The organism is Microbacterium deminutum (assembly GCF_039530205.1).
Lineage (GTDB): Bacteria > Actinomycetota > Actinomycetes > Actinomycetales > Microbacteriaceae > Microbacterium > Microbacterium deminutum.
Window position 1 is genome coordinate 22,886 of record NZ_BAAAOG010000001.1, and the last position, 26,254, is coordinate 49,139.

A 26,254-nucleotide genomic window follows, 5' to 3' on the forward strand; every position below is an offset into this window, starting at 1 on the left:
ATTCATTCGGTCGGCGGGCGGCGGGTCGTGATCGACCGTCCGCGGAACTCCGCGACGACGTCGCCGGTCTCATCCGTGACGGTCACGTCGTAGAGCCCGGTGCGGCCGACCACCGCGCGCCGGCTCGCCTGGGCGGTGAGGGTCTGACCCGATCGGGTGGACTTCAGGAACGTGATGTCGGCGCCCGCGGCCACCGTCACCGACTCGTCCTCATTGCACGCGATCGCGAACGCCGTGTCGGCGACGGCGAACACCAGACCACCGTGGGTCACGGCGAAGCCGTTCGTCATATCGTCGCGGATGGGCATGGAGACGACGGCGAAGCCCGGTTCGTCTCGCTCGACCACCATGCCCAGCGCCGCCGAGGCGCGGTCGCGCCGCATCATCGGACGGGCTGCGGCGCGCGGGTTGTCGGCATCCGTCATGGCACTCTCCGTCGAGTCGGTCGCGTTCGTGCACGACTATACCGGATAAGTGAACGTTCGGTCTGTAAATGTTTCGGAACGCGGATGCCGCAGGCTTGCCGCCCGGTGGATTGGTTGTTACGCTTACTGAACGATCGTTCTGTAAATCCGCAGGCACGTCCGAGGAGAGTCGATGATGACCGCACCCGATCTGTCCGTCATGGAGCGCGACGACGAGGCGCAGGCGGACTTCGACGCGCTCATCGCCGCCGAGCAGCGCATCGAGCCGCGGGACTGGATGCCGGATGCGTACCGAAAGACCCTCATCCGGCAGATCTCGCAGCACGCGCACTCCGAGATCATCGGCATGCAGCCCGAGGGCAACTGGATCACGCGGGCGCCGAGCCTCAAGCGCAAGGCGATCCTCATGGCGAAGGTGCAGGACGAGGCGGGCCATGGGCTGTACCTCTACTCGGCCGCCCAGACGCTCGGCATCACGCGCGACGAGATGACCCAGCAGCTCATCGACGGCAAGGCGAAGTACTCGTCGATCTTCAACTACCCGACTCCGACGTGGGCCGACATGGGTGCGATCGGATGGCTCGTCGACGGCGCCGCCATCTGCAACCAGGTGCCGCTGTGCCGCGCGTCGTACGGGCCCTACGGGCGGGCGATGGTGCGCGTCTGCAAAGAGGAGTCCTTCCACCAGCGCCAGGGGTTCGAGATCCTGCTGACGCTCATGCAGGGCACGCCCGCACAGCGCGAGATGGCGCAGGATGCCGTGAACCGCTGGTACTGGCCGTCGCTCATGATGTTCGGCCCGCCCGACGACGCGTCACCGAACTCGGCGCAGTCCATGGCGTGGAAGATCAAGCGCTTCTCGAACGACGAGCTGCGGCAGAGGTTCGTCGGGATGCTGGTACCCCAGGCCGAGATCCTGGGTGTGACGCTGCCCGACCCCGAGCTGCGGTGGGATCAGGACGCCCAGCGCTGGCACATGAGCGAGATCGACTGGACCGAGTTCTTCGAGGTGCTGGCGGGACGAGGGCCCATGAATGCGGTGCGCCTGCAGAACCGCCGCAGCGCGCACGACGACGGCGCGTGGGTGCGCGAGGCCGCGGCTGCCTACGCCGATAAGCATGCCTTCCCTCGGTCGTTGAGCGAGGAGCGAAGCGACGAGACGAAACGCGCTCAACCGACGGGGGTGGCATCATGACCGCCCCGGGGTCGTCCGACCGCGAAACCTGGCCGCTGTGGGAGGTGTTCGTCCGCGCGAACCGCGGGCTGTCGCACGTGCACGCGGGGTCGCTGCACGCTCCGGATGCCGAGTTCGCGCTGCGCAACGCGCGGGATGTCTACACCCGTCGGGGCGAGGGGACGTCCGTGTGGGTCGTCCCTTCCGACGCGATCACGACGAGCGATCCGGACTCGAAGGGCGCGTTCTTCGAGTCGCCCGCCGGCAAGAACTACCGGCACGCCCGTTACTACACGGCATCCGAGGGGGTGCCCCACCTGTGAGCGATGTGCAGCGCGTTTCGTCTCGCTCCGCTCGCTCAACGACCGAGGAGGGCGCAGGCGAGGGGCGGGTCGTCCCCCCGGTCGTTGAGCGAGCCGAAGGCGAGACGAAACGCCCCGAACCCACGCCCGACACCGATCTGCGCGGCGAGGTCACGGTCGATCAGGTCGAGCTCTCCGCCGAGCTCGCCGGGGCCGAGGGTCTCGCGGCGACGGCCGATGTCGCCGAGTACGCGCTGTGTCTCGGCGACGACGCGCTCATCCTGTCGCAGCAGCTCGGCGCGTGGATCGCGCGGGCTCCCGAACTCGAAGAGGACGTAGCCCTCGGCAACATCGCACTCGACCTCCTCGGTCACGCCCGATCTCTGCTGCGCTACGCCGGCACCTTCGACGGACGCAGCGAGGACGACCTCGCCTACTGGCGCGACGAGCCCGAGTTCCGCAGCGCATGGCTCTTCGAGCAGCCGAACGGAGACTTCGCCCACACGATCGCGCGCCAGCTCGCGGCATCCGTCTATCAGTTCGAGCTGTACTCGGCGCTGAGTTCGTCCGCCGACGACACTCTCGCGGCGATCGCCGACAAGGCCGTGAAGGAGGTCGACTACCACCGCGACCACGCCGTGCAGTGGACACTGCGCCTCGCGGGCGGCACCGACGAATCCCGGCGGCGGATGATCAGCGCCGTCGCCGACGTGTGGCCCTACATCGACGAGCTGTTCCGCGATGAACCGCTGACCGATCGGCTCGCCGAGATCGGCGTCGCGGCGCGGCCGTCCGCCCTGCGCGACCGATTCGACGCGGTTGTTGCGGCGGTGTTCGCCGAAGCAGAACTGACCGTTCCCGAGGGTTTCGTGTCCTCGGGCGGCGGCCGCCGAGGGTCGCATTTCTCGACCCTCGGCTACCTCCTCGCCGAGATGCAGGTGCTCGCGAGGCAGCATCCGGGGGCGACATGGTGACGACCTACCAGACGGATGCCGCGGTGCGTGCCCGCGCGATCGCCTCGGCCGTGAAGGATCCTGAGGTGCCGGTCCTCACGATCGAGGATCTCGGTGTGCTCCGCGATGTGCGCGCCCACGGCGATCGCGTCACGGTCACCATCACGCCGACCTACTCGGGATGCCCCGCGATGGACGTCATCCGCGACGATCTCGTGCTCGCCCTTTCGGCGGCGGGCTTCGACGACGTCGAAGTGCGGCTCACCCTCTCGCCTGCGTGGACGACGGACTGGATGACGGATGCCGGCAAGCAGAAGCTCACCGACTACGGCATCGCGCCGCCGACCGGCCGCGCTGCGGTCGGTCCGCTCAAGCTCTCGCTGGCGGTGAAGTGTCCGCGCTGCGGCTCGCTCGACACGCGCGAGGTCTCGCGGTTCGGATCGACGTCCTGCAAGGCGCTCTACGAGTGCCGCGCGTGCCTCGAGCCGTTCGATCACTTCAAGGTGCACTGATGCCCTCGCAGCAGATCGGGAGCGTCGACGATGCCACCCAGATCGCGGACGCGTTCCTCGCGAGCGCGGTCGGGGGGCCCTCGGGAACGCGCAGGCGCGCCCGGTTCCACACGCTTCGCGTCGCCGACGTGCGTGCGCTCACCGATTCCTCCGCCGAGGTCACGTTCGCCGTGCCTGACGAGCTGGTCGGCGAGTTCGACTACCTCGCCGGTCAGCACGTCGCGCTGCGCGCGGAGATCGACGGGCGCGAGGTGCGCCGCTCCTACTCGCTCTGCCGCCCGCCGACACCCGGATCGGTGAGCGTCGCGATCAAGCGCGACCTCGGCGGCCGCTTCTCGACGTGGGCGCTCAGCGAGCTGAAGCCCGGTGACGAGCTGGACGTCATGAGCCCGCAGGGCACGTTCACCTCGACCCTGGCCGACCTCGACGACGCCCACGTCGCCGGCATCGCCGCAGGGTCGGGCATCACGCCTCTGATGGCACTCGCAGCGACCGTGCTCGCGCGATCCGACACGTCGCGCTTCACCCTCGTGTACACGAATCGGTCGACGACGGACGTCATGTTCCTCGATGAGCTCGCCGATCTCAAGGACCGCTACCCGACCCGCCTGGCTCTGCACCATGTGCTGTCGCGCGAGCAGCGCTCGGCGCCGCTGCTGTCGGGCCGGATCGACGAGGAGCGCCTCCGGCGCATCCTCGACACGCTCGTGCTCCCCGAGACGGTGGACGAATGGTTCCTCTGCGGGCCGTTCGAGCTCGTCCAGCTATGCCGCGACACTCTCGGAAGCCTCGGTGTCGATCGCTCGCACGTGCGCTACGAGCTGTTCACGACAGGAGAGCCGGGTCGGGACGAAGGCGACGCGGGGCGGCCGGTCATTGTGCAGCAGGGCGATCCGGTCTTCACGATCGAGATCACCCTGGACGGCCAGTCCTCGACGATCGAGAGTCCCACCAGCGCCCACGAATCGATCCTCAACGCGGCGCTTCGGGTGCGGTCGGACGTGCCGTTCGCGTGCGCCGGGGGCGTCTGCGGCACCTGCCGTGCGCGCCTGCTCGCCGGATCCGTCGCGATGACCGAGAACTACGCGCTCGAGCCCGATGAGCTCGAGCGGGGCTACGTCCTCACCTGCCAGTCGCACCCGACCACCGACCGCGTCGTCGTCGACTACGACGTGTGAGGCGGATGCTGATGAACGGATCCACCATGTCGCGAGGTCAGGTGATGCCGCGACATCAGGCGGGAAGCCGGCGGAATCGCCCGGAAGGGGCGACATCGCCTGATCCCAGCGCAACGTGTCCGCCGCGGACGAGCCGATGCGCAGTCGAGAGAGGCACCCGATGATCGACCTTCGCATCGATGGCCCGGTCGCCCATATCGTGCTCGACAACCCCGCAAAGCTGAACGCGCTCGACGAGGGCGCGCTTCGTGACCTGGATGCCGCCTATGGCGAGGCCGCGGCATCCGGGGTTCGTGCTCTCGTGCTGCGCGGCGAGGGTCGTGCGTTCTGCGCGGGGCGCGACATCTCGGCCGTCGACCCGCGGGACGACGACGTCATCGGATACCTCGGCGGGCTGGTCACGCCGCTGCTGAAGCGCATGTCGGCGTTTCCCGCTCCGACCTTCGCCGCGGCGCACGGTGCCTGCCTCGGCGTCGGCCTCGGGCTGCTGATCGCCACCGACGTCGTCTACGTCGCCGAGAGCGCCAAGATCGGCTCGCCCTTCGCCGCGCTGGGCGCTACGCTCGACTCGGGCGGCCATGCCCTGTTCTACGAGCGACTCGGCGCCCACCGCACGCTCGACCTGATCTACACCGGACGGCTGATGTCGGGCACCGAGGCCGTTGCGGCCGGCCTGTTCTCGCGCGTGTTCGCCGACGACGAGGTCGTCTCAGCCACGATCGAGGCAGCCGAGAAGGCTGCGAACGGTGCGACGCAGGCGTTCCGCGCGAGCAAGGAGCTCGTCCGCGCACTGCGCGACGAACGGCTGGGTCTGTGGCAGGCGATGGATGCCGAGAACGCCGCCCAGGCGGCGCTGTGCGACACCGACGACTACCGTGAGGGCTTCGAGGCGTTCCAGCAGAAGCGCTCTCCCCGGTTCAGGGGCTGAGCGGCGTCCGGTGTGGGATTCAGCGCGGGCGGATCCCGTCGAACGCGACGGTGAGGATGTCGTGGGTCAGGGCGTCGCGATCCTTCGGTCCGCTGGGCCGGTACCACTCGATCGTGGAGTTGAGCATGCCGAAGATGAGGCGCGTGACGATGGCGCTGTCGACATCCGGCCGCACCGATCCGGACGCCTGCGCCTCTCGCACGAGCGACGCCATCTGATGATCGAACGAACGGCGGCGCGCGAGCGCCGCGCGCTCGATGTCGCTGTTGCCGCGCACGCGCAGCAGGAGGGTCACATACGGGAGCCGGTCGAGCAGTACCTCGACTGCGGCGCGCAGCACGAAGTGCAGACGCTCGGATGCCGACCCCTGCTGCGCTCCGGGCTGTGCGAGCACGCCCTCGAGGCCGTCGAGCGCCTCGCCCAGCGCTCTCTCGAGGAGCTGCTCCTTCGACGCGAAGTGGTGGTACATCGCGGACTTGGTGAGCCCGAGCCGGGCCGCGAGATCCGACACGGATGTCGCGTCATACCCCTGCTCGTTGAACAGCGTGACCGCGGCGGCGAGCACCTCGTCGCGGTCGTAACCCGGGCGCCCGCGGCGGCGGGCCGCAGGGGGTTCGACGGTCGTCATGGCCTCAGTCTGGCACTTGGGGCGGGCTTGCCCGGGCGGCCTTTGCGAACATCCTGCCGTTCTGCCATGATTTCTGAACGATCGGTAAGCAATTGCCTGTGGAGCATGGCCGCGGCGCGACGACGCGTGTGGTCGAGAGGATGACGATGGCTGAGTCCGAATCGGCGCTCCACATCGAACGGGCGCCCGACCGCGTCGTCGCGACGCTCGATCGCCCGGCGACCCGCAATGCGATCGATCAGCAGCTGGTCGACGCGCTCCACGTGCTTTGCGCCGAGCTCGAAGCCGAGCCGCGGGTGCTCATCCTCACCGGCGCCGGGGGAGTCTTCGCCTCAGGGGCGGATATCTCGCAGTTGCGTGAGCGCCACGCCGACGATGCCCGCCGCGGAATCAACACCATGGCGTTCCGGCGCATCCGGAACCTGCCGATGCCGGTCATCGCCGCCATAGACGGCTGGGCGCTCGGCGGCGGAGCGGAACTGGCCTATGCCGCCGACATCCGCATCGCGACTCCGCAGGCGAAGCTCGGCAACCCTGAGACCGGGCTCGGGATCATCGCCGCCGCCGGGGCGACCTGGCGGCTCCCCGAGATCGTCGGGCATGCACGGGCGAGCGAGCTGCTGCTCACCGGTCGCGTCCTCACGGCCGATGAGGCGCTGGCCTGGGGCCTGGTCTCGTCACTGCACGATCCGGACGATCTGCTGCCCGCCGCTCACACCATCGCAGACCGCATCGCCGCCAACGATCCGCTGGCGACCCGCCACACCAAGTCGGCACTGCTCGCGCCCGCCGACGCGCACCCGGGCATCGAGCTCGAACTGCAGGCGGAGCTCTTCGAGAGCTCCGAGAAGGTGCGGCGCATGACCGAGTTCCTCGAGAGGAGGCGCCGATGAGCACCGCGCCGGACCAGCGCATCTCGGGGCCGGGCGCTCCCGCGCATGTCGGAGTGCTCGGCGGCGGCCGCATGGGCGCGGGCATCGCGCACGCGTTCCTTCTCGCGGGCAGCCGAGTGACCGTCGTCGAACGCGACGAGCAGTCGATGGATGCCGCATCCGCCCGCATTCGCGACAGCCTGGCCCGCTCGGTGCAGCGCGGCACGGCGGCGCTGGCGCTCGATGCTCTGGAGCGAGCGCTCGAGACGGGCATGGATGTCGAGGCGTTCGCGGCATGCGGTCTCGTGATCGAGGCCGTCCCCGAAGATCGGGCGTCGAAGGTCGAGGCGCTGGCCCGAGTCGAGGGCGTCCTCCCCGACGACGTCGTCGTCGCATCCAACACCTCCTCGATCTCGATCGATGACCTCGCCGGCGAGCTGCGCCGACCCGCCCGGTTCCTGGGGATGCACTTCTTCAACCCCGTCCCCGCCTCCGCTCTCGTGGAGATCGTGATGGGAGCCGCCACCGATCCAGGCCTCGACACGGTGGCCCGTACCTGGGTCGCGGCGATCGGCAAGACGCCGATCGTGGTGCGCGACGCGCCCGGATTCGCGTCGAGCCGCCTCGGGGTCGCCCTCGGGCTGGAGGCGATCCGCATGCTCCAGGAGGGCGTCGCGACCGCCGAGGACATCGACCTGGCGATGCAGCTGGGGTACCGGCATCCGATGGGGCCGCTGCGCACGACGGATGTCGTCGGACTCGACGTCCGCCTCGGGATCGCCGAGGAGCTGCACCGCAAGCTCGGCGAAAGGTTCGCGCCGCCCGAGCTGCTGCAGCGCCTCGTCGGCGAAGGACACCTGGGTCGCAAGACCGGCCGCGGATTCTACGAATGGAGCGACTGATGCCCGAGATCCTGCCGAGTTACGTCCAGGGATCGTGGTGGACCCCGTCCGACGGGGGCGATGCGGCGGTGGTGCGCGACGCCTCGACCGGCGAGATCGTCGCGCACGTCAGCACGAAGGGGCTCGATCTCGCCGCGGCGCTCGACTACGCCCGCACGGTGGGGCAGCGCAGCCTCGGCGAGCTGACGTTCCACCAGCGTGCCGTGCTGCTCAAGGAGTTCGCGCTGGTCCTGACGGATCGCAAGCAGGAACTGTACGAGCTGTCCAAGCGCTCCGGGTCGACCGTGCGCGACTCGCTCAGCGACATCGACGGGGGGATCGGCGTGCTCTTCACCTACTCGTCGAAGGGCCGTCGCGAGCTTCCGAATGCCAAGGTCTACGTCGACGGCCCCGTCGAGTCGCTCTCGAAGGACGGTTCATTCCTCGGGCGGCATGTGTACACCCGCCTCCCGGGGGTCGCCGTGCAGATCAACGCCTTCAACTTCCCGATGTGGGGCGCGCTCGAGAAGTTCGCCCCGGCTTTCCTCGCCGGCGTGCCGAGCGTGGTGAAGCCCGCGACCCCGACGGGCTACATCGCCGAGGCGTGGGTGCGGATCCTCGTCGAGTCGGGGCTGCTGCCCGAGGGGACGCTGCAGCTCGTGAGCGGTGGTGTGCCCACGCTCTTCGAGCATCTGAAGCTCGGCGACCTCGTAGGGTTCACCGGCAGCGCGTCGACCGCGGAGCGCCTGCGCGAGAAGGCCGCGTGCGGTGTGCGTTTCACGAGTGAGACCGACTCGATCAATGCCTCGGTGCTGGGTCCGGATGCCGCCCCCGGATCTCCCGCATTCGACGCCTACGTGAAGCAGCTCATGGTCGAGCTCACGACGAAGGCCGGTCAGAAGTGCACCGCCATCCGGCGGGCGATCGTGCCGGTCGGCACAGTGGACGCACTCGTCGACGCCTTGAGGTCGAAGATCGACGAGCGTGTCGTGATCGGCGATCCACACGCGGATGCCGTCACAATGGGTCCGCTCGTCTCGCTCGAACAGCGCGACGAGGTGCTGAGGCAGGTGGCGGCGCTCGAGGCCGCGGGGGGCCGGATCCTGCTCGGCTCGTCGGACGCCCCTGATGTCGTGCGAGCCGACGGCACGGTCGGCCCGGCGCGCGAGGGCGCCTTCATCACGCCGATCCTCGTCGGATTCGCGGATGCCGGCGCCGAGGCGGTGCACGAGGTCGAGGCCTTCGGCCCGGTGTCGAGCGTGCTCACCTATTCGAGCGTCGCCGAAGCCGCCGACCTCGTCGACCGCGGCGGGGGGTCGCTCGTGACGAGCGTCGCCACCGACGATCCGGATGTCGCGGTCGAGCTGATGAGCCGGATCGGCGCGTTCAACGGGCGGGTGCTGTTCCTCAGCCGCGAAAATGCGCGGACGTCCACCGGGCACGGCTCGCCCGTGCCCCACCTCATCCACGGCGGACCGGGGCGTGCCGGCGGTGGTGAGGAGCTGGGCGGGATCCGTGCGGTCCTGCATCACATGCAGCGGACGGCGATCCAGGGCTCACCCGAGATGCTGACCGCGCTGACCGGCGTGTGGCACGCCGGTGCGACCGTGCAGAGCGGCCGGCATCCGTTCCGCAAGTCCCTCGCCGAGCTGTCGCTCGGCGACCAGGTGGTGTCGGCATCCCGCGAAGTCACCCTCGACGACATCGAGACGTTCGCGCACTTCACGGGCGACACGTTCTACGCCCACATGGACGAGGAGGCCGCTGCGGCGAACCCGTTCTTCCCCGGACGCGTCGCGCACGGCTACCTGCTCGTCTCGTGGGCCGCTGGGCTGTTCGTGGATCCCGAACCGGGTCCGGTGCTCGCCAACTACGGTCTGGAGAATCTGCGGTTCATCACGCCGGTGTCGCCGGGCGACACGATCCGCGTGACGCTGACGGCGAAGCAGATCACGCCTCGCGAGACGGACGAGTATGGCGAAGTGCGATGGGATGCCGTCATCCTGAACCAGGACGACGAGATCGTCGCCACCTACGACGTGCTGACCCTTGTGGCCAAGAACGCGTAGCCCGCTCGGCGTTCCGGTCAGGGACGGCGCAGCAGCTCCGGTCGCGTCGGGACCGCCCGGTACCCGTCGCGGCCGAGCTGCGCGAGGGTTGCGGCGATCGCGGCGAGAGCGATGATCCCGAGTGCGATGAGCAGAATGATTGCCATGTGACGGCCCTCCGTGGGTTGGAGTCGGTGTGATGACCGTCACACTCGTCTCTGAGGTGGCCCTGCCGCGTGCGGCATCCGCCCTATCTTCTCCGCGCCGTTCGGCCACGCTCTAAGGCCGGTGCCGGCGGGCAGTCAGCGTGCCGCGTTGTGCGCGAGGTATGCGGCCTCGGTGCGGGTCGTCGCACCGGTCTTGCGCAGGATGTTCGACACGTGGACGCTCGCCGTCTTGGTGCTGATGAACAGCTCTTCCGCGATCGCGCGGTTGCTCAGCCCGTGCGCGATCAGGTCGAGCACCTGACGCTCGCGCTCGGTGAGCAGGTTGTCGATGGATGCCGCATCCACTGGCGCATCGCCGCGATGCTCGCCGCCGACGGCACCGACACGACGCTCGAGCTCTGTGACCGAGTCGACGATGAGACCGAGGCCGATCGCCTCGGCCCACTCGCGGGACGCCTGCGCCCACGTGCGCGCACCCGCGCGATCGCCTGCGTTCGCCAGCGCCTCGGCGAGGCGGAAGGCGGTGTAGGGGGCGAGCCGGGCGGGGGCGATCGGGTCGTGCACCGCCTCGACGGCCCGCTCCCACAGGGCGGGGTCCGTTCCGGTGCCGCGTGGCCCTCCCAGTTCCGCATCGACGATCGCCGAGTAGGCGGGCGCTGTGGGCCATCGCTGCGCGACCGCCTGCGCGGAGCGCACGTCGCGTTCGAGTTCGTCCGCTGACGTCGCGTCGCCGCCCGCACCGGGCAGCGCGGTGCCCGTCACACGGGCCGCGCCGAGCACGCGCGCCGCCAGCGCGATGAGCGGAAGGTCGTACGCCGGGAACGACCGGTGCTCCGGGTCGAGGAGCACAGCGACCTCGCGCCACGCCTCGGCCGTCTCTCCGCGGGCGAGGGCCAGTTCGCCGCTCACCAGGGCGAGGCTGAGAACCAGCTGCGCATCCATGCGCTGCTGTTGCCGTAGCGGTCCGCGCCAGTCTCGCAGCAGGCGCTCCGCCTGTGTGCGATCTCCTGACCACAGCACGGCCTGCACCTTCATACGTCGTAGGGGTGCGCTGAACCCGATCGGCGAGTCGAGTTCGAGCGCGCGATCGAGCATCTCGTCGGCGCGGGCCGTCTGCCCGAGGGCATAGAGCGGACTGATGACATTGGACAGCAGCACAGCACCCGAGGTGCGCTCGACGCCGCGCTGCCGGGCACGTTCGGCGCCCTCCTCGGCCGTCCGCACGGCTTCTTCGTAGCGACCGACCAGGTGGAGCGCATCGGACATGTTCACCCAGTACCGCAGGCGCGCCGAATCGTTGCCGATCGCGAGTTCGCCGGCAAGGGCGAGGTCCGCGAGCCCGGCCTCGATGTCACCGCCCGCGAGCCGTGAGAATCCTCGGATGTTGGATGCGACCGACATGCGCGGCTTGTTGTCCACCGCCGTCGCCTCGGCGAAGGCCCCATCAGCCATCTCCATCGCCTCCTCGAATCGGGCCAGGAGCATGAGCCGGGCGGCGAGCTCGCCGAGCACGTTCGCACGCAGCACGCTGCGCGGCTCGCCGTCGAGCACCACCAGCGCCTCGCGCAGCAGTTCGATGGATCCGGTCTGGCCGATGTTGGCCAGGTACGACGCCTTGTTCCGAAGCAGGAGTGCGTAGACCTGCACATCGTCCGGCTCGCAGAGCGCGATCGCGTCGTCGATCAGTGCGATGGCCCGCTCGCTCTCGCCGGCGTTGCGCAGCACGTAAGACGTGTCGTGCAGCAGCTGGACCTTCGTCCGCCCGGCGAGCTCCTCCGCGTCCGCGACCTGGTCCCAGAGCTCGATCGCCCGTTCGCCCATGTTGGCCGCAGCGGCGTACGCGAAGGACGCCCTCGCCTGCTGGAACGCGGCGACCGACGCGATGAACGCCTCTCGCACGTTGTGCGCGGCCATCCAGTGGTAAGAGACCGCGGTGCCGTCGGCGGCGCCCGCACCGGTGTGCTCGAGCAGTGCCTGGGCGTATCGCGTGTGGAAGCGCACCCGCTCGCCGGGGAGCAGCTGGTCGTGGATCGCCTCGCGGACCAGGGCGTGGCGGAACGCGTAGGCCGTGTCGTCGACCACGAGCACGTTGCCGGCGATGGCCTCGCTCGCCGCGGCATCGATCGCGTCGGGGGACTCGTCGCACACCGCGACGAGCAGCTCGTGCTCGACGCGCACCCCGCCGGCCGCGATCAGCCGCAGCATCCGCTGTGTGGCGTCGGCGAGCTGGTCGTAGCGTGCGAGCAGGATGTCACGGAGGGTCTCGGGGAAGCCGTCGAGGCTCTGCACCCCGCTGCAGCAGACCAGCTCCTCGACGAAGAAGGGCACACCGTCGGTGCGCAGATAGACCTGCGCGAGCTCCTCCTCGTCGGGCGGTCCGTCGAGGATCGCCGTCGCCATCTCGCGCACCTGCCGGCGGTCGAGGCGGGCGAGTTCGAGCCGTGTCACGCGGCGATTGCGGTCGAGTTCCGGCAGCCACGCGCGCAGGGCGCTGCCGCGTCCGAGTTCGTCGCTGCGGAACGTCAGGACGATGAGCAGGCGCGAGTGCTCGATGACCCTGACCAGAAAGCGCAGGAGGCCCAGGCTCGCCTGATCCACCCAGTGCAGGTCTTCGATCACGAGGACGACGGGTCTGACGGCCGCGACGTTCTCGAGCACCTCGGCCACCGCATCGTAGAGACGCTCGGCGCTGCCGCGAACGGGCGCCTCGGTCATCGACGCGCTCAGGCTGAGATCGGGCAGCAGCAGGGCGAGCGCGTCGCCGGCCGGTCCGGATGCGGCGAACAGCGCCTGCTCACCGACCTCCTGCGCGAGGGATCGGAGCACCGAGAGGATCGGCGCGTACGGCGGGGCGTCGCGATCGAGGTCGATCGACTGGCCGCGCAGCACGATGGCGTCTTCGGGAAGCGTTCGCAGGAACTCGTCCACGAGTCGGGTCTTGCCGATGCCGGCTTCGCCGCCGACCAGCACCGCGCGGCTGGAGCCTGCGGCGCTGTCGGCGTAGGCGTCGTGGAGCGCCTCGAGGTCGTCTTGACGACCGACGAGGGACGGGCTCACGACGGCGCGCATAAGCACATCGTCCCACTGGCCTGCGACATCCGGGGCGGCCCATCGCGGCCCCCGTATCGCCGTCAGCGAACCCGCCCTCGAGGTCATCGAGAGGGCGAGAGGACCGACGCTCCGGTGTGCGCCGGGCGGCGGAGGCGACGCACGGTGTCCCGCACGACGTGGCCGAAGTGCGTGGCCGCCGATTCGCGGTCGACGCCGCGCTCGCGCGCAATGCGGCGGTACTCCAACTCCTGCCGGAAGCGCTGCTCCTCGGCCTCGCGAAGGTGCTGGAAGAGGTACTCGTTGGCGATCATGATGACTCCTCAGGTGGTTCGTCCTGGGAGACGTTCGTCCCTAAGGCGGGGTGCCGCCATCCGGAAGTTGCCTTATTTCGGTCGGCTGCAGCTCCTCAGGCAGGTGCGGCGGCGTGGCAGGCTCAGCGGGAGACTGCGGATTCCGCCCAGTTTCCGCCCTCTCCGGGCACGATGGCGACGTCGTCGGCATCGACGATGCGCTCGTCGTTCCCGCGGAAGGCGACGTGCACGAGGGCCCCGTCGCTCGCGTCGACGATCTTCGATCCCGGGCCTGTCGGCGCGGGATCGAACCGGTCGTTCCAGTCCAGGATGGCGGCGATGACGACCTGCAGGCCGCGTCCGGCCTCGGTGAGGTGGTAGCTCGAGCGCTCGCGGCTGCCGGCCTCACGATAGGCGCGCTTCTCGAGGATGCCGGACTCGACCAGAGACGCGAGCCGCGCCGACAGGATGTCGGACGGTGCGCCGAGCGAGTGGCGGAATTCCGAGAACCGGGTGCGACCACGCAGGGCGTCGCGCACGATCAGCAGCGACCACTTCTCGCCCACGATGTCAAGCGTCCGGACGACCTGGCACTGCGGCTCGGGCGTGCGGTGGCGCGGACTCATGGATCCAGGCTACGTCGAAATCCTCTGAATTGGAAATACCAAGTCAGATGGGTATGCTGACGGAATGACACGCCTCAGCGATCTGGTAGACGTCCGCTCCGCCTCCACGCGTCGGGCGATCCTCGGGTCGCGGGGAACGTTCTGGTCCGCGGCCGCCGTCCTCGCGCTGTGCCTGTGGTCCAGCGGCGCACCGAGCGTCCTGTATCCGCTCTACGCGCAGCGCTGGGAGCTCACACCGGCCGTCACCACGGCCGTGTTCGGCACCTATCCGCTGGCGCTGATCGTCACGCTCGTCCTCTTCGGCGGGATGTCGGATGTCGTCGGCCGCCGCCGCGCGATGATGACGGGCGTCGCCCTGATCGCGGCATCCGCTGTCGTGTTCGCCGCCGCGAGCGGGGTCGGCTTCCTGTTCGCTGGACGCGTGCTGCAGGGCATCGGCACCGGGCTCGCGCTGAGTGCAGCGAGCGCCGCGCTCGTGGAGCACAACGTGTCGGACAACCCTCGGTTCGCGAGCTCGCTGGCGACCGTCTCGACCTCGACCGGGCTGACGCTCGCGCTCGTGGTGTCGGGGATGCTCGCCCAGCTCACACCCCTGCCGCTGGTGTGGAGCTACGTCGTGCTGCTCGGGCTCGGGACCGCGACGTTCATCGCACTGGCGGCCACACCCGACGATCGTCCCGTCGACGCCGTGCAATGGCGGCCCCAGCCGCTGCGGGTGCCCGCCGGCATCCGACGGATCTTCGTCATCGCCGCCATCTCGGTGTCGATCGCCTACTGCGTCGGCGCGATCTTCCTGTCGCTCGGAGCGCTCATGGTGCGCCAGTTCGCGCACACCACCGACATGATCGTGATCGGCGCGCTGCTCGGCGTCTCGTCGCTCGCCATCGGGGCGACCGCGCTGCTGCTCGCGCGGGTGCCGGCGCGCATCGCCGTGTGGGTGGGGGCGAGCCTGTCGCTCGTCGGCCTCAGCCTCATGGCCGCCGTCGCCGCCAGCGGATCGATCGCGCTCTTCCTGGTGTGGTGCCTCGTCGGCGGAGTCGCCTACTCGTTCTCGTTCACCGGGGGACTCGGGTTGATCAACCGTGCCGCGCCTGCGCACCACCGGGGGGCGACGCTCTCACTGCTCTACCTCTTCGCGTATCTGCTGCAGGCGCTCACCGCGATCGGCGCGGGCGCGCTTGCGACCGCATTCGGCCTCGGGCGGGCGGTAGACGTGATGGCCCCGATCCTCGGTGCGCTCTGCGTGGCGGCGCTCGTCCTCGCCGGCGTGGACATGCTCGTCGTGCGGCGGGTCGCGCGGGCCGGCTGAGCACGCACAGCTGCGCGCCTATGTCGGCATCTATGGCACGGTGCTGGCGCGCGGGCGCATGTGCCTCTGCGGCATGCTCGCATCCGACTTCGAGACACTGCCTGCGGCGGTGCAGCAGCGGGTGTCGGAGTTCTTCGGGCGCAGCTATGTGTGGCTCGAGGGCGTGATCGACCAGGGCGTCGCGGACGGGCGGATTCCGGCCCCGGTGTCGCCGCGCGCGACCGCCGAGGCCCTCGTCGCCGGCCTCGAAAGAGCGATGCTCGTTTCACGCCCGTCGCATGGCAGCGAGCGCTTCGAGGCCATCGCCGACGCCCTGCTGGAATCGATGGGAGTCAATTCGCGGGGCTGAGCTGAAGGATCGGTCGGGCCGCCGCGGCGACGCTGATCGCCGAAGCGCTATGGACGGTGATGGTCCGCCGCGACATCGCCCGGCGTCCTCACGACAGCCGCGGCGACCTCATCAGGTCGTTGAACCATGTGGTGATCCCGATGTCGTCGACGCGCTGCGCGTCCCGTCGCTCGCGGGCACGGGCGACGTACGCCTCTGGCTCGCCGGCTTCGATCGCCGCGAGCGTCTCGGCGATGAACTCCTCGAGCGGCATCGCGCGCGGATCGGTGAGGTTGACCGCCTGCAGTGCCGTCTGCGTGTACGGCGGCGCGATCTCGATCACCTCGGGCCCGGCGTCTCCCGACCGGTAGCGTAGGGACAGGGTGTAAGAGTGCATGGCGGCCTTCGTCGCCGAGTAGAGCGACGACCGCGCGAGCGGCGCATATCCGAGCATCGAGGTGATGTTGACGATGGCGGCATCCGGAACCGAGCGCAGCTGTGCGATGAACGCCGAGACCATCCGGATGGGCCCGAGCAGATTCGTCGATACCACCCTCATGAGCTCGTCGTCGTCCACCGGCGCCGTCGGATCGTCGTCGATTATCACGCCGGCGTTGTTGACGAGGACGTTCAGCTCCGGATGCCGCGCCAGCACGTCCGCGGCGGCTGTCGCGATGCTCTCGGCATCCGAGACATCGAGGGCGAGCGTCTCCATGCCGGGGCGGCCTGCCGCGACTTCGGCGAGCACGTCCTCGCGGCGGCCGGCGATGATGACCGTGTTAGCGCTCGTGGAGTGCTTCCGCGAGGCCGCGGCCGATCCCCGTGCCTCCGCCGGTGATGAGGATGGTGCTGCCGGTCAGCTTCATCGGCGGGCCGCCGAGCAGGCGTTCCATTCGCGTCGCACGAACTGCTCGTACGACGTCGGCTCGCGGCCGAGCAGCCAGGTGAGGACATTGGAGTTCCCCACGAAGTCGTGGGCGCTGTAGCGCGCGCTGATCGAGCGCAGCACGGCGAGCTGGTGCGGAGCCGTCGCCGGATCGCGGTCGCCCAGCCACGCCGTGGCGTAGGTGTCGGCGTCGATCTCGCGGACGTCGATGGGCCGCCCGAGCACGCGGGAGATGACTTCGCCGAGCTCCGCAGCGGTGTACCGGCCGGGAGCGACGAGCTCGTACATCGCTGCGGCGTGGCTCGCGCTGTCGGTCAGGGCCATCACCGCGACATCCGTCACGTCGTCGAGGTCCACGAGGCTCTGCCGGCGCTCGAGCGACCACGACAGCTCGAACACGCCGCGCTCGAAGGCGGGCTTGAGCTTCAGCGGCAGCATGTAGTTCGACGGCTGCAGGATCGTGAACTCGAGGTCGGACGAGAGCAGGTGCTCTTCGACATCCCGCTTGATCTCGTGCTGAACAAGATCGGTGACGATCGAGTGCAGCACGGAGCTGAACACGAAATGCTCCACGCCCTCGGCGCGGCCGGCGTCGATGAGCCCGATGCCCATGGCGCGTTCGCCGGGGCTGAGCGTCGCGCCGACGTGATAGACCTTCGACACGCCCCGGACGGCACGGCGCTGTACGTCGGGATCCGCAAGGTCGCCCTCGACGATGTCGCTCACGCCGAGCGCGCGGAGACGGGCAGCGGATGCCGCCGACTGCACGCTGGCCCGCACCGGGATGCCGCGCTCGAGCAGCTTCGGGATGAGCAGCCGCCCCTGGTTGCCCGCGGCGGCGGTGACGAGGATCACGCGCTGCCCGCCAGGCGCTCGCCGGCGAGCCAGACGCCGCGGATCGAGCGTGTCGCGCTGATGTCGGCGGTCGGATCCGCCTCGAGCAGCACGAGGTCGGCCCGCAGCCCCGGCGCGATCGTGCCGCGGTCGGCGAGCCCGAAGTGTTCGGCCGCGACCGACGTCGCCGCGCGCAGCGCCTCGACCGGTGTCAGCCCGGCCTCGACGAGCAGCTCGAGCTCGTCGTGCAGGCTCGAGCCGAACGGCGGGGATGCCGGTGCCGCGGGCGTCTCGTTGGCATCCGTGCCCGCGAGGATGGGGACGCCTGCCTTGTGCAGTGCCCGCACGGACTCGCGCGCCGCCTGGTACGACGGGCCATGGACGCCGGCCGTGCGCAGGACGTCGGTGATGCCCCGCATCATGGTGAGCGTCGGCACCACCACGGTGCCCGCCGCGGCGAGCCGCTCGGCCTGCGCCGCTTCTACCGGCCTGTCCAGCGGGGCGTGCGTGAGCACATCGATCCCGGCCGCCTCCGCCATCGCGACGGCATCCGATCTCGACGCATGCGCGACTGTCCGCAGCCCTCGCGCGTGGGCGGCGGCTACGAGCGCGTCGACGGTCTCGGCATCGAAGCCCGGCAGATCGATGACGATCTTCAGGTAGTCGGCGCCCTGCGCGACTCGGAGGTCGACCGCCTGCTCGGCGTCGGCGGCGCTCGGGACAAGCGCTTCGCGAGCGGCGGGGATGTCCTTCATGCGCTCCGCGTGGGCGCTCACCGGCGACGTGGTCGCCATCATCGCGCTGCGGATGTCGGCCACACCGGCCCGTCCCCGCATGGCGTTGACGAGCGGAGCAGGCGAGCTCATATCCAGGCCCGTCGTGACTCCGGCGGCGGCGAGCAGCTCCTGGGTGTGCGGCCCGGCGAGGTGGATGTGGCAGTCGATGAGGCCGGGGACGAGATAGCCTCCGGCCCCGTCGACGATGTCGGCATCCGGCCCCGCGTCCTCGACCACCACACCGCCGGCCAGAGCGACATCACGCGGGTCGGAGAATCCGTCCCCGTCGAAGACGTGGACGTTGCGCAGGACCGTCGCCATGCTTCTACACCGTGGCCGTCTGCGCGCACGCCTTGGCGAAGACCAGCTGCGAGTCCTGGAACTCGGCGCTCGGCAGATGGAAGTCGATGCAGTGACCGCTGCCGAGCTGCAGGGCGGAGTCGATTGCCGCCGCGGACGTGAACCCCTCGCGGAATGTGTCGACTTCGTTCTGGTTCGTCACCCAGAGCGCGTCGAACTCGCCCTGACGATGGTGCACCGGCACCGTGACCTGGCCGCACACCTCGGCGCGGCGCTGGATCCATCCGCCTGTGATGTCGAGCAGCTCGGCTTTGGGCACGAGCGTGTTCGAGGGGTGGCTCGCGGCGGGCATGTCGTCGGAGTACGTGCCGGCCGGGCCGAACATGACCATGTCCTTCATGGGCACGGGCAGCTCGATCATCGGGATCGGGGGGAGTGCCTCCCATGCGCCGCGGGATTCTTCGGGGACGCGCACGAGGCATCCTGAGATCGCGAGTCCCTGCAGCGGCCACGACGGCTGTGAAGCGGCGATCGCGGTCGCGACGGCGGCTCCGATCGAGTGAGCGATGAGCACGATTCCGGATGCTGCGCCCCCGTGCTCCTCCCAGATCTCGCCGATCGCGTCCGTGAGGACGTCCGCGTTCGCGAGGATGATCGAGTCGTCGCTCTCGAGCGGGCTCGAGCCGACGTAGTTGGGACGGTCGAGGGCGATGACCGGAACGCCTGCCGCCTCGGCGCGGTCGAGCAGCGAATACCCGGAGATGTCGAAGTACTCGGACGTGTAGGTGCCGCCGTGCAGCGCGATCACGAGCGGGGCGCCGGCGGTCGGCTCGATGCTGTTGCGTCGGCCGGTGTAGGCGCGGCCGTCGGCGGAGGTGTGGGTGAATGAGGTGGACATCGTCGTCCTTTCGGTTGGGTGGGTGGCTGGAACGGTCAGGTGGTCGGCTGCGGGAGGAGCGCGTCGCGCACATCGGCGGCGATCGCGAGGGATGCGGGCAGGTCGCGGCCCGCTTCGCGGAGGCCGAGGATGCCGGCTCCGCGATGCTCGGGCGCCAGGTCGGATGGCCGGGCGGTCACGAGGAAGTGGAAGTGCGGGTAGTTCTCGCCGAAGCTCATGAAGTACACCGTGGGGGAGCCGGTCGCGTCGCGGATCGCCGCCGCGACCTGCTGGGACACCCCACCGAAACCCGCGGCCTCCGCGGCGGAGAGACCGGCCCAGCCTTCGGCGTGCCGGCGCAGCCGCAGGATGTACCAGCCCGGCACGTCGTACCCCGCGGCCACGTCGCACGACCAGGTGTCGTCGCGATAGACGATGGCTGCGGCATCCGCCTGCTCCAGGTCGCAGGGCAGGCAGGCGCTCACGCGTCCACCCCGGCCGGCGCGAGGGTCTCGTCGAGGTAGGCCTCGACGGTCCTCGGGGGGCGCCCCGTGACCTGCTGCACGGTGTCGGTGACGAACTCCGATTCGCCGGCGCGGAACAGCTCGTACATTTCGGCGAAGTGATCCGCCTCCCACTCCTCGGTGCCCCGGGCGACGAGCGAGGTGCGCACATCGCCCGGGGTGATGTCGACGACGTCGACGGCCGAGCCGGTGCGCGCCGAGACCAGCTGAGCGATCTCGGGGTAGGTGATCGCGCGGGGGCCGGTGAGCGCGAGGGTCTGGCCATCCCAGTCGTGGCCTGTGAGCACTCGTGCCGCAACGGCGCCGACATCGCGGGCGTCGATGAGGCTGATGCCGGCCGAGCCGAGGGGGTTCATGATCCTGCCGGTCGCCCGAAGCGCGGGAAGCATCAGCCGGCCGACGAGCACCTGCATGAACGAGTTCGGGCGCAGGATGACGAAGGGCTGCCCGCTCGCCTCGAGGACGCGCTCGATCTCCCAGTGCTGACGGCAGGCATGGGGTCCGTCGGGGGTGATGGCCGAGCTCGTGCCCGACAGCTTCACGATCCGGATGCCGGTGCGCCGCAGCTCGCGGATCACCCGGAGCTGGAAGTCCGACATGTCGAACGCGTGCGGGGTGAGCAGGAAGACGCTCTCCACGCCATCGAGGGCGCTCGCGAGCACGGCGGGATCGGTGGCATCGCCACCGATCACCTCGGCGTCGTCGCCGAGCAGCGCGCGGGCTCTGCCGGCGTCGCGGACGAGGACGCGTACGCTCTCGCCGAGTGCGTCGAGTTCATTCACGACGTGCGGGCCGACGTTGCCGGTGGCGCCGAGCACGAGTACGGGCATCAGGATCTCGCTATTCGCTAGGATATATTCTGCATGGTAAGAGGTGATCCGCGACCGCGCAAGAGCGGTGGGTCAGTGGGCTTGCGGGTGGGGTTCGAGGGCTCGGATGTGCGTGAGGATCCGCTCCTCGTTGCGCTTCAGGTGCTGACGCAGGGCCTGGGTCATCGCAGCGGCGTCGTCGGCGACCGCCGCTTCGCGCAGGATGCGGTGGGTCTCGTAGCGGCGGGCCCGCTCTGCCTCGGTGATCCGCGTCGGGTCGAAGACGAGATGCGTGTATCGCTCGGCAGCCATCCACAGCGTGTGCAGCAGCCGGTCATCCCAGTCATTCGACGCCGGATGAACGAGCGCCTCGTGGAAGTCGTAGTGGCCCTGCCATGCGACCTCGGGGTCCTCGTCCCGGCTCAACTCGAGAAGCTCATCCAGCCGGGCGATCTGATCGGCCGAGCGGGTGCCCGCCGACGCGCCGGCCAGCGGGAGTTCGATGAGGTAGCGCAGCCGGTAGATGGCTTCCAGGTCGCTGCTCGAGAGGGGCGCCACGCTCGCGGCGCGAGCCTGTCGCAGCACGATCAGCCCCTGGGACTCGAGCCGGCGAAGGGCCTCGCGGATCGGGATGTGGCTCACGCCGAGCTGGGCGGCCAGATCCTGGATCGAGAACTGCTGACCCGCGGGGAGAGCGCCCGTGAGCACGGCTCGCCGGATCTCGGCGGTCACGAGATCGACCGCCGAACTGTTGGCGGCCGCAACGGACCGGACTCGGCCTTCGAGCGCCATGCACCCTCCTCGGTGTCTGCGTCCATCGTGGCATGTGCTTCACTCTGAGCACTTGACGTGATGGTGGCAATCGCTACTGTATAGAATATATCCTGATGGGACAAGGAGGTTTCCGATGACGGCATCGACGCAGTCCGAGGCGGAGCGGGCCGCGCTCCGCGAGCTCGACATGGACCTCCTGGCGGAAGTCGAACGCAAGGTGCTGTGGCTGTCCACCGCCATCATCGACGCGGCGAACTCCCCCTCGCGCAAGGATCCCGACGGTCTGAAGATCGGCGGGCACCAGGCATCCAGCGCCTCGATGACCACCATCATGACCGCGCTCTGGTTCACGCAGCTCACGAGCGAGGATCGCGTGTCGGTCAAGCCGCACGCTTCGCCGGTTCTTCATGCGATCAACTACCTCCTCGGTGAGCTGACTCCGGAGCAGCTCGGCACCCTCCGCGCCTTCCACGGTCTGCAGAGCTACCCGAGCCGGTCCAAGGACCCCGATACGGTCGACTACTCCACCGGCTCCGTCGGCATCGGGGCGACCGCGCCGATCTGGGGCGCGATCGCGCGTCGATACGCCGCGGACACCGCGAGCGTCCCGCGCAGCGCGGGCCGTCAGTACAGCCTCGTCGGCGACGCGGAGCTGGACGAGGGCGCCGTGTGGGAGGCCGTGCTCGACCCCAGCGTGACCGACCTCGGCGAGCTCGTGTGGATCGTCGACTTCAACCGCCAGTCGCTCGACCGGGTGGTGCCGAACATCTCCGCCACCCGGTTGCAGGCGATGTTCGCCGCCGCCGGCTGGCAGGTCATCACCCTCAAATACGGCCGTTTCCTCACGGCCCTGTTCGATGCACCGGGCGGCCATCACCTGAAGGACCGCATCGACGGGATGTCGAACCCCGAGTATCAGCGGCTGCTGCGCTGCTCGCCCGCCGAGCTGCGCGAGCGCCTGCCGGGCGAGGGACCGGGAGCCGGCGACATCCGCGCTCTGCTGGATGGCCTCGACGACACGCAGGTCACCCGCGTCATCCGGGGACTGGCGGGTCACGACATCCCGAGCCTGGTCGATGCGTTCGACCGGATCGACGACAGCCGCCCGACCGTGATCTTCGCGTACACCATCAAGGGCAACGGCCTCCCGAACGCGGGCCACCCGCAGAACCACTCGAACCTGCTCAAGCCCGATCAACTCGCGCTCGTCGCGCAGCAGCTGGGCGAGGACGTCACGGAGCCGTGGCGCGGGTTCGCCGAGGGGTCGGATGCCGCGCTGCTGTGCACACGGACCGCTGAGCGGCTGCGCCGCCGCCCCGTCGCGGTCGCCGAGCCGCCCACGGTTCCCGCCGACTTCGGCCGCGAGATCAAGGGCCACAGCTCCACGCAGCAGGCGCTCGGGCGGCTGCTGCTCGACCTCACCAGGCTCGCGCCGGCGGCCGCGCGGCGTGTCGTGACCGTCGCACCGGATGTCGCGTCATCCACCAATCTCGGCGGCTGGGTCAACAAGGCGGGCGTGTGGTCGTCGACGGCGAAGCGCGACTGGTTCGCCGACGATGCCGAGACGATCCTGCACTGGGACGAGCGCCCCACCGGCCAGCACGTCGAACTCGGCATCGCGGAGGTCAACCTCGTGTCACTGCTCGGTGAGCTTGGCGCGACGTGGAGCCGCTGGGGCGAGCCCTTGCTGCCGATCGGCACCCTCTACGACCCCTTCGTGACGCGTGCACTCGAGCCCTGGTCGTTCGGCGTCTACGGCGGCGGCCAGTCGATCCTGATCGGCACGCCGTCGGGCGTCACGCTCGCCGCCGAGGGCGGAGCGCACCAGTCGATCATCACGCCCTCCATCGGCATCGAGCAGCCCGGAGTGGTCTCGTTCGAGCCGGCGTTCGTGCAGGACTTCGAATGGTGCATGCTCGACGCGCTCGGCCGGCTCGGTCGCGCCGGCGGATCCTCCAGCTACTTCCGCCTCTCCTCGCGCGTGCTCGATCAGAGCATGGCCGCTGTGCCGGTCGATCCGGCGGCGCGCGAGCGCCGTCGCAGGCAGGTCGTCGCCGGCGGCTACGCGCTGCGCCGTGCCGCGGCTCCGGCCGTGACGCTCGTCGGAATGGGTGCGGTCCTCCCCGAGGTGCTCGTCGCCGCCGATCGACTCGGAGAACTCGGCATCCCGGCCGACGTGGTGTGCGTGACGAGCGCCGACCGGCTGTACCGAGCCGTGCGCGCGCGCACCGGGCACGGATCGCGGGATGCCGGGGCCGGCGATCCGGCGATCGTCGACCAGCTCTTCCCCGCCGATCGTGCCACCCCCATGGTCACCATCCTCGACGGGCACCCGCACACCCTGGCGTTCCTCGCCGCCGTGCACGGCGTCCGCAGCATCAACCTCGGTGTGACCGAGTTCGGCCAGACCGGAACGCTGCAGGAGCTGTACCGCCTCCACGGCATCGGGCCCGACGCCCAGGTGGGGGCGGCCCTCGACCTCGTAGACCCATCCCCGCGTCACTGACGCACCTCAACCCCCATCACTCGAAGGAGAGAGATCATGCCCGAGAACAAGGCGACCAACCGGCCGGCGAACCCGCCCAAGCTGCACCACACCACCTTCACCACCCTGCGCATGAACCAGATGGTGGAGTGGTACGGACTCGTGTGCGGACTGAAGCCCGTCTTCCAGAGCGACGAGGCGTCGTGGCTCACGAACGACGAGGCGAATCACCGCATCGCGTTCCTCTCGCCCCCCGGACTCAAGCACCCCACCGACAAGGGTCACGAGACCGGCATCCACCACACCGCATTCGAGTTCTCGACGTTCGACATGTGGATGAACAACTACATCCGCCTCCGCAACCACGGAATCCTGCCCTTCCTGCAGCTCGACCACGGCATCACGATGTCGGTCTACTACCAGGACCCCGACGGCAACGGCGTCGAGATCCAGGTCGACGGGTTCGGCGACTGGGCCGACTCGAGCGAGTGGATCGCCAACGCCAAGGAGTTCGCCGAGAACCCCATCGGCACGTGGTTCGATCCCGAGAAGCTCGTCGCGGCGCGCGAGGCCGGGCTGTCCTTCCAGGAGATCCACGAGCGCACCAGGGCCGGCGAGTACCTGCCCGAGGTCATCCCCGCCGACATCTTCCTGCCCGAGGTCTGGTGATCGCAGCGTGCTGAGCGGGATGCCTCGCTCCCTCGCCGCGGAAGGGCTGACGCCATGACGGATGACGCCGCCGCCGCCGTGCCGGTGCTGATCGCCGGTGGCGGCCCGGTCGGGCTGACCACCGCGCTCGAGCTCGCGCACCACGGTGTGGCCGCCCTGGTCATCGAACCGCGCGAGATCGTGGAGCACTCGAGGCCGCGCGCGAAGACCACGTCGGCGCGGTCGATGGAGCTGTTCCGCCGCACCGGCGCGGCAGCCCAGATCCGCCGTCGGGCCGCGTTGCCGGTCGAATGGTCGCAGGCCGTCCGGTTCTGCACGACGGTGTCCGGCATCGACATCGCCTGGTTCGACGGCGTGCTCGGGCTCGACCTCGTGGACTCCGACCTGACGTCGGAGGCCGCGCAGCAGGTCACCCAGCCCGTGGTCGAGGAGGTGCTGCGGGCGCTTATCGCGCAGCATCCGCTCGCCTCCACCCGCTTCGGCAGCCGCGTCTCCGGGGTCGATCTGTCGGGTCCGCGACCGCGCGTGACGGTGACGGATGCCGGGGGCGCGGCATCCGTCATCGAAGCCGAGTACGTGGTCGGCGCCGACGGCTCCCGAAGCGTCGTGCGCGAGGCGCTCGGAGCGCACTACGAGGGCGCCGCGGGTGGGCGCAAGAACGTGAACATCACGTTCCGCTCGTCGCAGCTGGCGGGCCTGCTGCCCACTCGGACTGCGGTGCACCACTGGGTGCTGAACCCGAATGCGCCCGGCGTCGTCGGCCCGCTCGACCTCCACGGCACCTGGTGGGCCATCGCGACCGGCACCGAGTCCGTCGCCGACGACGCGGAGGCCGCGCGGCTCGTCCGCGCCCTCGTCGGAGCGGACATCGACGTCGAGGTGCTCGCCACCGACCCATGGCAGGCGCGGCTGCTGCTCGCGAATTCCTACGGCTCGGGCCGCACCTACATCGTCGGCGACGCCGCGCACCAGAACCCGCCGTGGGGCGGGCACGGATTCAACACCGGAGTCGGCGACGCCGTGAACCTCGCGTGGAAGCTCGGCGGCGTCATCAACGGCTGGGCGCCGCCCGCACTGCTCACGTCGTACGAGTCCGAGCGTCGCCCCGTGGCGCAGCAGACGATCGACCTCGCCGTCCGCAACATGAAGGTGCTCTCGAACGATCTCAGTTCCCCCGAGCTGCTCGACGACAGCGCCGACGGGGCTCGGGCGAGGGCGGCCGCGGCGGACGCCGTCGACACCTTCAAACGCGCCGAGTTCTTCAGCCTCGGCCTCGTGCTGGGCTACGGCTACGGCTCGGATGCCGCCGCCCAGGCGCCGGCATCCGACGTGTACAGGCCGATCCCGCGTCCCGGCAACCGTCTGCCGCACAGCCGCAACGACTCGGGCGGGTCGCTCTACGACCTGCTCGGACAGGAGTTCACCGTGCTGGGCGGCGATGCCCATGCGTGGACGGATGCCGCGGCCCGCCGTGGCGTGCCGCTCGTCCACGTCGATCCCGCGGCGCATGGATTCGCTCCCGTCGCGGGCGATGAGGTCGTGCTCGTGCGTCCCGACCAGCACATCGCCTGGGTCGGATCCGCGTCAGCCGACCCGTCCGCCGCACTGGATGACGCGCTGCGGGGCCTCCCCGCGAGCGCGCACTGAC

The 26,254-nt window shown here is 69.9% G+C and carries 26 protein-coding genes and 1 pseudogene; 14 read left to right on the top strand and 13 right to left on the bottom strand.

All coding sequences use genetic code 11. The features are described from left to right. Positions 1-2 precede the first annotated feature (2 nt). Positions 3-425, bottom strand: coding sequence for a hydroxyphenylacetyl-CoA thioesterase PaaI (paaI, locus tag ABD212_RS00105; protein WP_344089915.1), 423 nt, complete (start codon positions 423-425; stop codon positions 3-5). 172 nt (positions 426-597) lie between these two features. Here paaI and paaA point away from each other — a divergent pair, with 172 nt between their 5' ends. The 6 genes from paaA to ABD212_RS00135 all read left to right on the top strand — a co-directional run bounded on the left by paaA (position 598) and on the right by ABD212_RS00135 (position 5,472). Next, on the top strand, positions 598-1,620 hold the full coding sequence (paaA, locus tag ABD212_RS00110; RefSeq protein ID WP_344089917.1) for a 1,2-phenylacetyl-CoA epoxidase subunit PaaA: 1,023 nt from the start codon (positions 598-600) through the stop codon (positions 1,618-1,620). Beyond that, entirely contained in the window at positions 1,617-1,922 is a 306-nt protein-coding gene (gene paaB, locus ABD212_RS00115) for a 1,2-phenylacetyl-CoA epoxidase subunit PaaB (RefSeq protein WP_344089920.1), read from the top strand. The genes paaA and paaB overlap by 4 nt, the downstream gene beginning before the upstream one ends. A gap of 137 nt (positions 1,923-2,059) precedes the next feature. Then, entirely contained in the window at positions 2,060-2,875 is an 816-nt protein-coding gene (paaC, locus tag ABD212_RS00120) for a 1,2-phenylacetyl-CoA epoxidase subunit PaaC (RefSeq protein ID WP_344092355.1), read from the top strand. After that, positions 2,869-3,366, top strand: coding sequence for a 1,2-phenylacetyl-CoA epoxidase subunit PaaD (gene paaD / locus ABD212_RS00125; RefSeq protein WP_344089922.1), 498 nt, complete (start codon positions 2,869-2,871; stop codon positions 3,364-3,366). The genes paaC and paaD overlap by 7 nt, the downstream gene beginning before the upstream one ends. Then, the gene (gene paaE, locus ABD212_RS00130) at positions 3,366-4,544 is read left to right on the top strand and encodes a 1,2-phenylacetyl-CoA epoxidase subunit PaaE (RefSeq protein ID WP_344089924.1); all 1,179 of its coding nucleotides are present in this window, start codon (positions 3,366-3,368) and stop codon (positions 4,542-4,544) included. The genes paaD and paaE overlap by 1 nt, the downstream gene beginning before the upstream one ends. Positions 4,545-4,704: 160 nt before the next feature. Then, positions 4,705-5,472 (top strand): enoyl-CoA hydratase/isomerase family protein, encoded by a 768-nt coding sequence (locus ABD212_RS00135; RefSeq protein ID WP_344089926.1) that lies wholly within the window; start codon positions 4,705-4,707, stop codon positions 5,470-5,472. 19 nt (positions 5,473-5,491) lie between these two features. Here the strand turns inward: ABD212_RS00135 and ABD212_RS00140 are convergent, their stop codons facing one another. Further along, entirely contained in the window at positions 5,492-6,100 is a 609-nt protein-coding gene (locus ABD212_RS00140; RefSeq protein WP_344089928.1) for a TetR/AcrR family transcriptional regulator, read from the bottom strand. 146 nt (positions 6,101-6,246) lie between these two features. Here ABD212_RS00140 and ABD212_RS00145 point away from each other — a divergent pair, with 146 nt between their 5' ends. Genes ABD212_RS00145 through paaZ form a run of 3 tightly spaced genes read left to right on the top strand, consistent with a single transcriptional unit; the run spans position 6,247 to position 9,922 of the window. Further along, on the top strand, positions 6,247-6,993 hold the full coding sequence (locus tag ABD212_RS00145) for an enoyl-CoA hydratase/isomerase family protein (protein WP_344089930.1): 747 nt from the start codon (positions 6,247-6,249) through the stop codon (positions 6,991-6,993). After that, positions 6,990-7,874 carry a 3-hydroxyacyl-CoA dehydrogenase family protein gene (locus ABD212_RS00150; protein ID WP_344089932.1) on the top strand — a complete coding sequence of 295 codons (885 nt, stop codon included), beginning with the start codon at positions 6,990-6,992 and terminating at the stop codon, positions 7,872-7,874. The genes ABD212_RS00145 and ABD212_RS00150 overlap by 4 nt, the downstream gene beginning before the upstream one ends. Then, positions 7,874-9,922 carry a phenylacetic acid degradation bifunctional protein PaaZ gene (paaZ, locus tag ABD212_RS00155; protein ID WP_344089934.1) on the top strand — a complete coding sequence of 683 codons (2,049 nt, stop codon included), beginning with the start codon at positions 7,874-7,876 and terminating at the stop codon, positions 9,920-9,922. The genes ABD212_RS00150 and paaZ overlap by 1 nt, the downstream gene beginning before the upstream one ends. A gap of 17 nt (positions 9,923-9,939) precedes the next feature. Here the strand turns inward: paaZ and ABD212_RS00160 are convergent, their stop codons facing one another. From ABD212_RS00160 to ABD212_RS00175, 4 genes are all read right to left on the bottom strand, one after another. Further along, entirely contained in the window at positions 9,940-10,068 is a 129-nt protein-coding gene (locus tag ABD212_RS00160; protein WP_344089936.1) for a hypothetical protein, read from the bottom strand. Positions 10,069-10,203: 135 nt separating this feature from the next. After that, positions 10,204-13,137 (bottom strand): helix-turn-helix transcriptional regulator, encoded by a 2,934-nt coding sequence (locus tag ABD212_RS00165; protein WP_344089938.1) that lies wholly within the window; start codon positions 13,135-13,137, stop codon positions 10,204-10,206. A gap of 83 nt (positions 13,138-13,220) precedes the next feature. Continuing rightward, positions 13,221-13,430: a hypothetical protein gene (locus ABD212_RS00170; RefSeq protein ID WP_344089940.1), complete on the bottom strand. Its 210-nt coding sequence runs from the start codon at positions 13,428-13,430 to the stop codon at positions 13,221-13,223. 122 nt (positions 13,431-13,552) lie between these two features. Next, positions 13,553-14,035, bottom strand: a complete 483-nt coding sequence (locus tag ABD212_RS00175) for a winged helix-turn-helix transcriptional regulator (protein ID WP_344089942.1) — start codon at positions 14,033-14,035, stop codon at positions 13,553-13,555. Positions 14,036-14,099: 64 nt separating this feature from the next. On the opposite strand from ABD212_RS00175, the gene ABD212_RS00180 reads away from it, so the two are divergent. Beyond that, the gene (locus ABD212_RS00180) at positions 14,100-15,344 is read left to right on the top strand and encodes an MFS transporter (protein ID WP_344089944.1); all 1,245 of its coding nucleotides are present in this window, start codon (positions 14,100-14,102) and stop codon (positions 15,342-15,344) included. Beyond that, positions 15,268-15,693 carry a TetR family transcriptional regulator C-terminal domain-containing protein gene (locus ABD212_RS18985; RefSeq protein WP_425561217.1) on the top strand — a complete coding sequence of 142 codons (426 nt, stop codon included), beginning with the start codon at positions 15,268-15,270 and terminating at the stop codon, positions 15,691-15,693. Before ABD212_RS00180 ends, ABD212_RS18985 begins: the two co-directional genes overlap by 77 nt. An 88-nt stretch (positions 15,694-15,781) precedes the next feature. Here the strand turns inward: ABD212_RS18985 and ABD212_RS00190 are convergent. The 7 genes and pseudogenes from ABD212_RS00190 to ABD212_RS00220 all read right to left on the bottom strand — a co-directional run. Next, positions 15,782-16,477: pseudogene (locus tag ABD212_RS00190) on the bottom strand (SDR family oxidoreductase); the annotation flags it as partial. A gap of 57 nt (positions 16,478-16,534) precedes the next feature. Further along, positions 16,535-17,413, bottom strand: coding sequence for an NmrA family NAD(P)-binding protein (locus ABD212_RS00195; RefSeq protein WP_344089948.1), 879 nt, complete (start codon positions 17,411-17,413; stop codon positions 16,535-16,537). Then, a complete protein-coding gene (locus ABD212_RS00200) occupies positions 17,410-18,489 on the bottom strand; it encodes an amidohydrolase family protein (RefSeq protein ID WP_344089951.1) in 1,080 nt (359 codons plus the stop codon). Before ABD212_RS00200 ends, ABD212_RS00195 begins: the two co-directional genes overlap by 4 nt. 4 nt (positions 18,490-18,493) lie before the next feature. Beyond that, positions 18,494-19,366 (bottom strand): alpha/beta fold hydrolase, encoded by an 873-nt coding sequence (locus tag ABD212_RS00205; RefSeq protein ID WP_344089953.1) that lies wholly within the window; start codon positions 19,364-19,366, stop codon positions 18,494-18,496. Positions 19,367-19,401: 35 nt separating this feature from the next. Continuing rightward, the gene (locus ABD212_RS00210) at positions 19,402-19,830 is read right to left on the bottom strand and encodes an HIT family protein (protein ID WP_344089955.1); all 429 of its coding nucleotides are present in this window, start codon (positions 19,828-19,830) and stop codon (positions 19,402-19,404) included. Next, a complete protein-coding gene (locus tag ABD212_RS00215) occupies positions 19,827-20,699 on the bottom strand; it encodes an SDR family oxidoreductase (protein WP_344089957.1) in 873 nt (290 codons plus the stop codon). Before ABD212_RS00215 ends, ABD212_RS00210 begins: the two co-directional genes overlap by 4 nt. Before the next feature lie 72 nt (positions 20,700-20,771). After that, positions 20,772-21,470 (bottom strand): GntR family transcriptional regulator, encoded by a 699-nt coding sequence (locus tag ABD212_RS00220; protein ID WP_344089959.1) that lies wholly within the window; start codon positions 21,468-21,470, stop codon positions 20,772-20,774. A gap of 115 nt (positions 21,471-21,585) precedes the next feature. Between ABD212_RS00220 and ABD212_RS00225 the strand changes: the two genes are divergently transcribed. From ABD212_RS00225 to ABD212_RS00235, 3 genes are read left to right on the top strand one after another with little or no spacing between them, the layout of a single operon-like run. Next, positions 21,586-23,958 carry a transketolase-like TK C-terminal-containing protein gene (locus tag ABD212_RS00225; RefSeq protein WP_344089961.1) on the top strand — a complete coding sequence of 791 codons (2,373 nt, stop codon included), beginning with the start codon at positions 21,586-21,588 and terminating at the stop codon, positions 23,956-23,958. Between the two features lie 36 nt (positions 23,959-23,994). After that, positions 23,995-24,606, top strand: coding sequence for a VOC family protein (locus ABD212_RS00230; RefSeq protein WP_344089963.1), 612 nt, complete (start codon positions 23,995-23,997; stop codon positions 24,604-24,606). Between the two features lie 54 nt (positions 24,607-24,660). Continuing rightward, complete coding sequence (locus tag ABD212_RS00235) at positions 24,661-26,253, top strand: FAD-dependent monooxygenase (RefSeq protein WP_344089965.1); 1,593 nt, start codon at positions 24,661-24,663, stop codon at positions 26,251-26,253. Position 26,254: the final 1 nt, after the last annotated feature.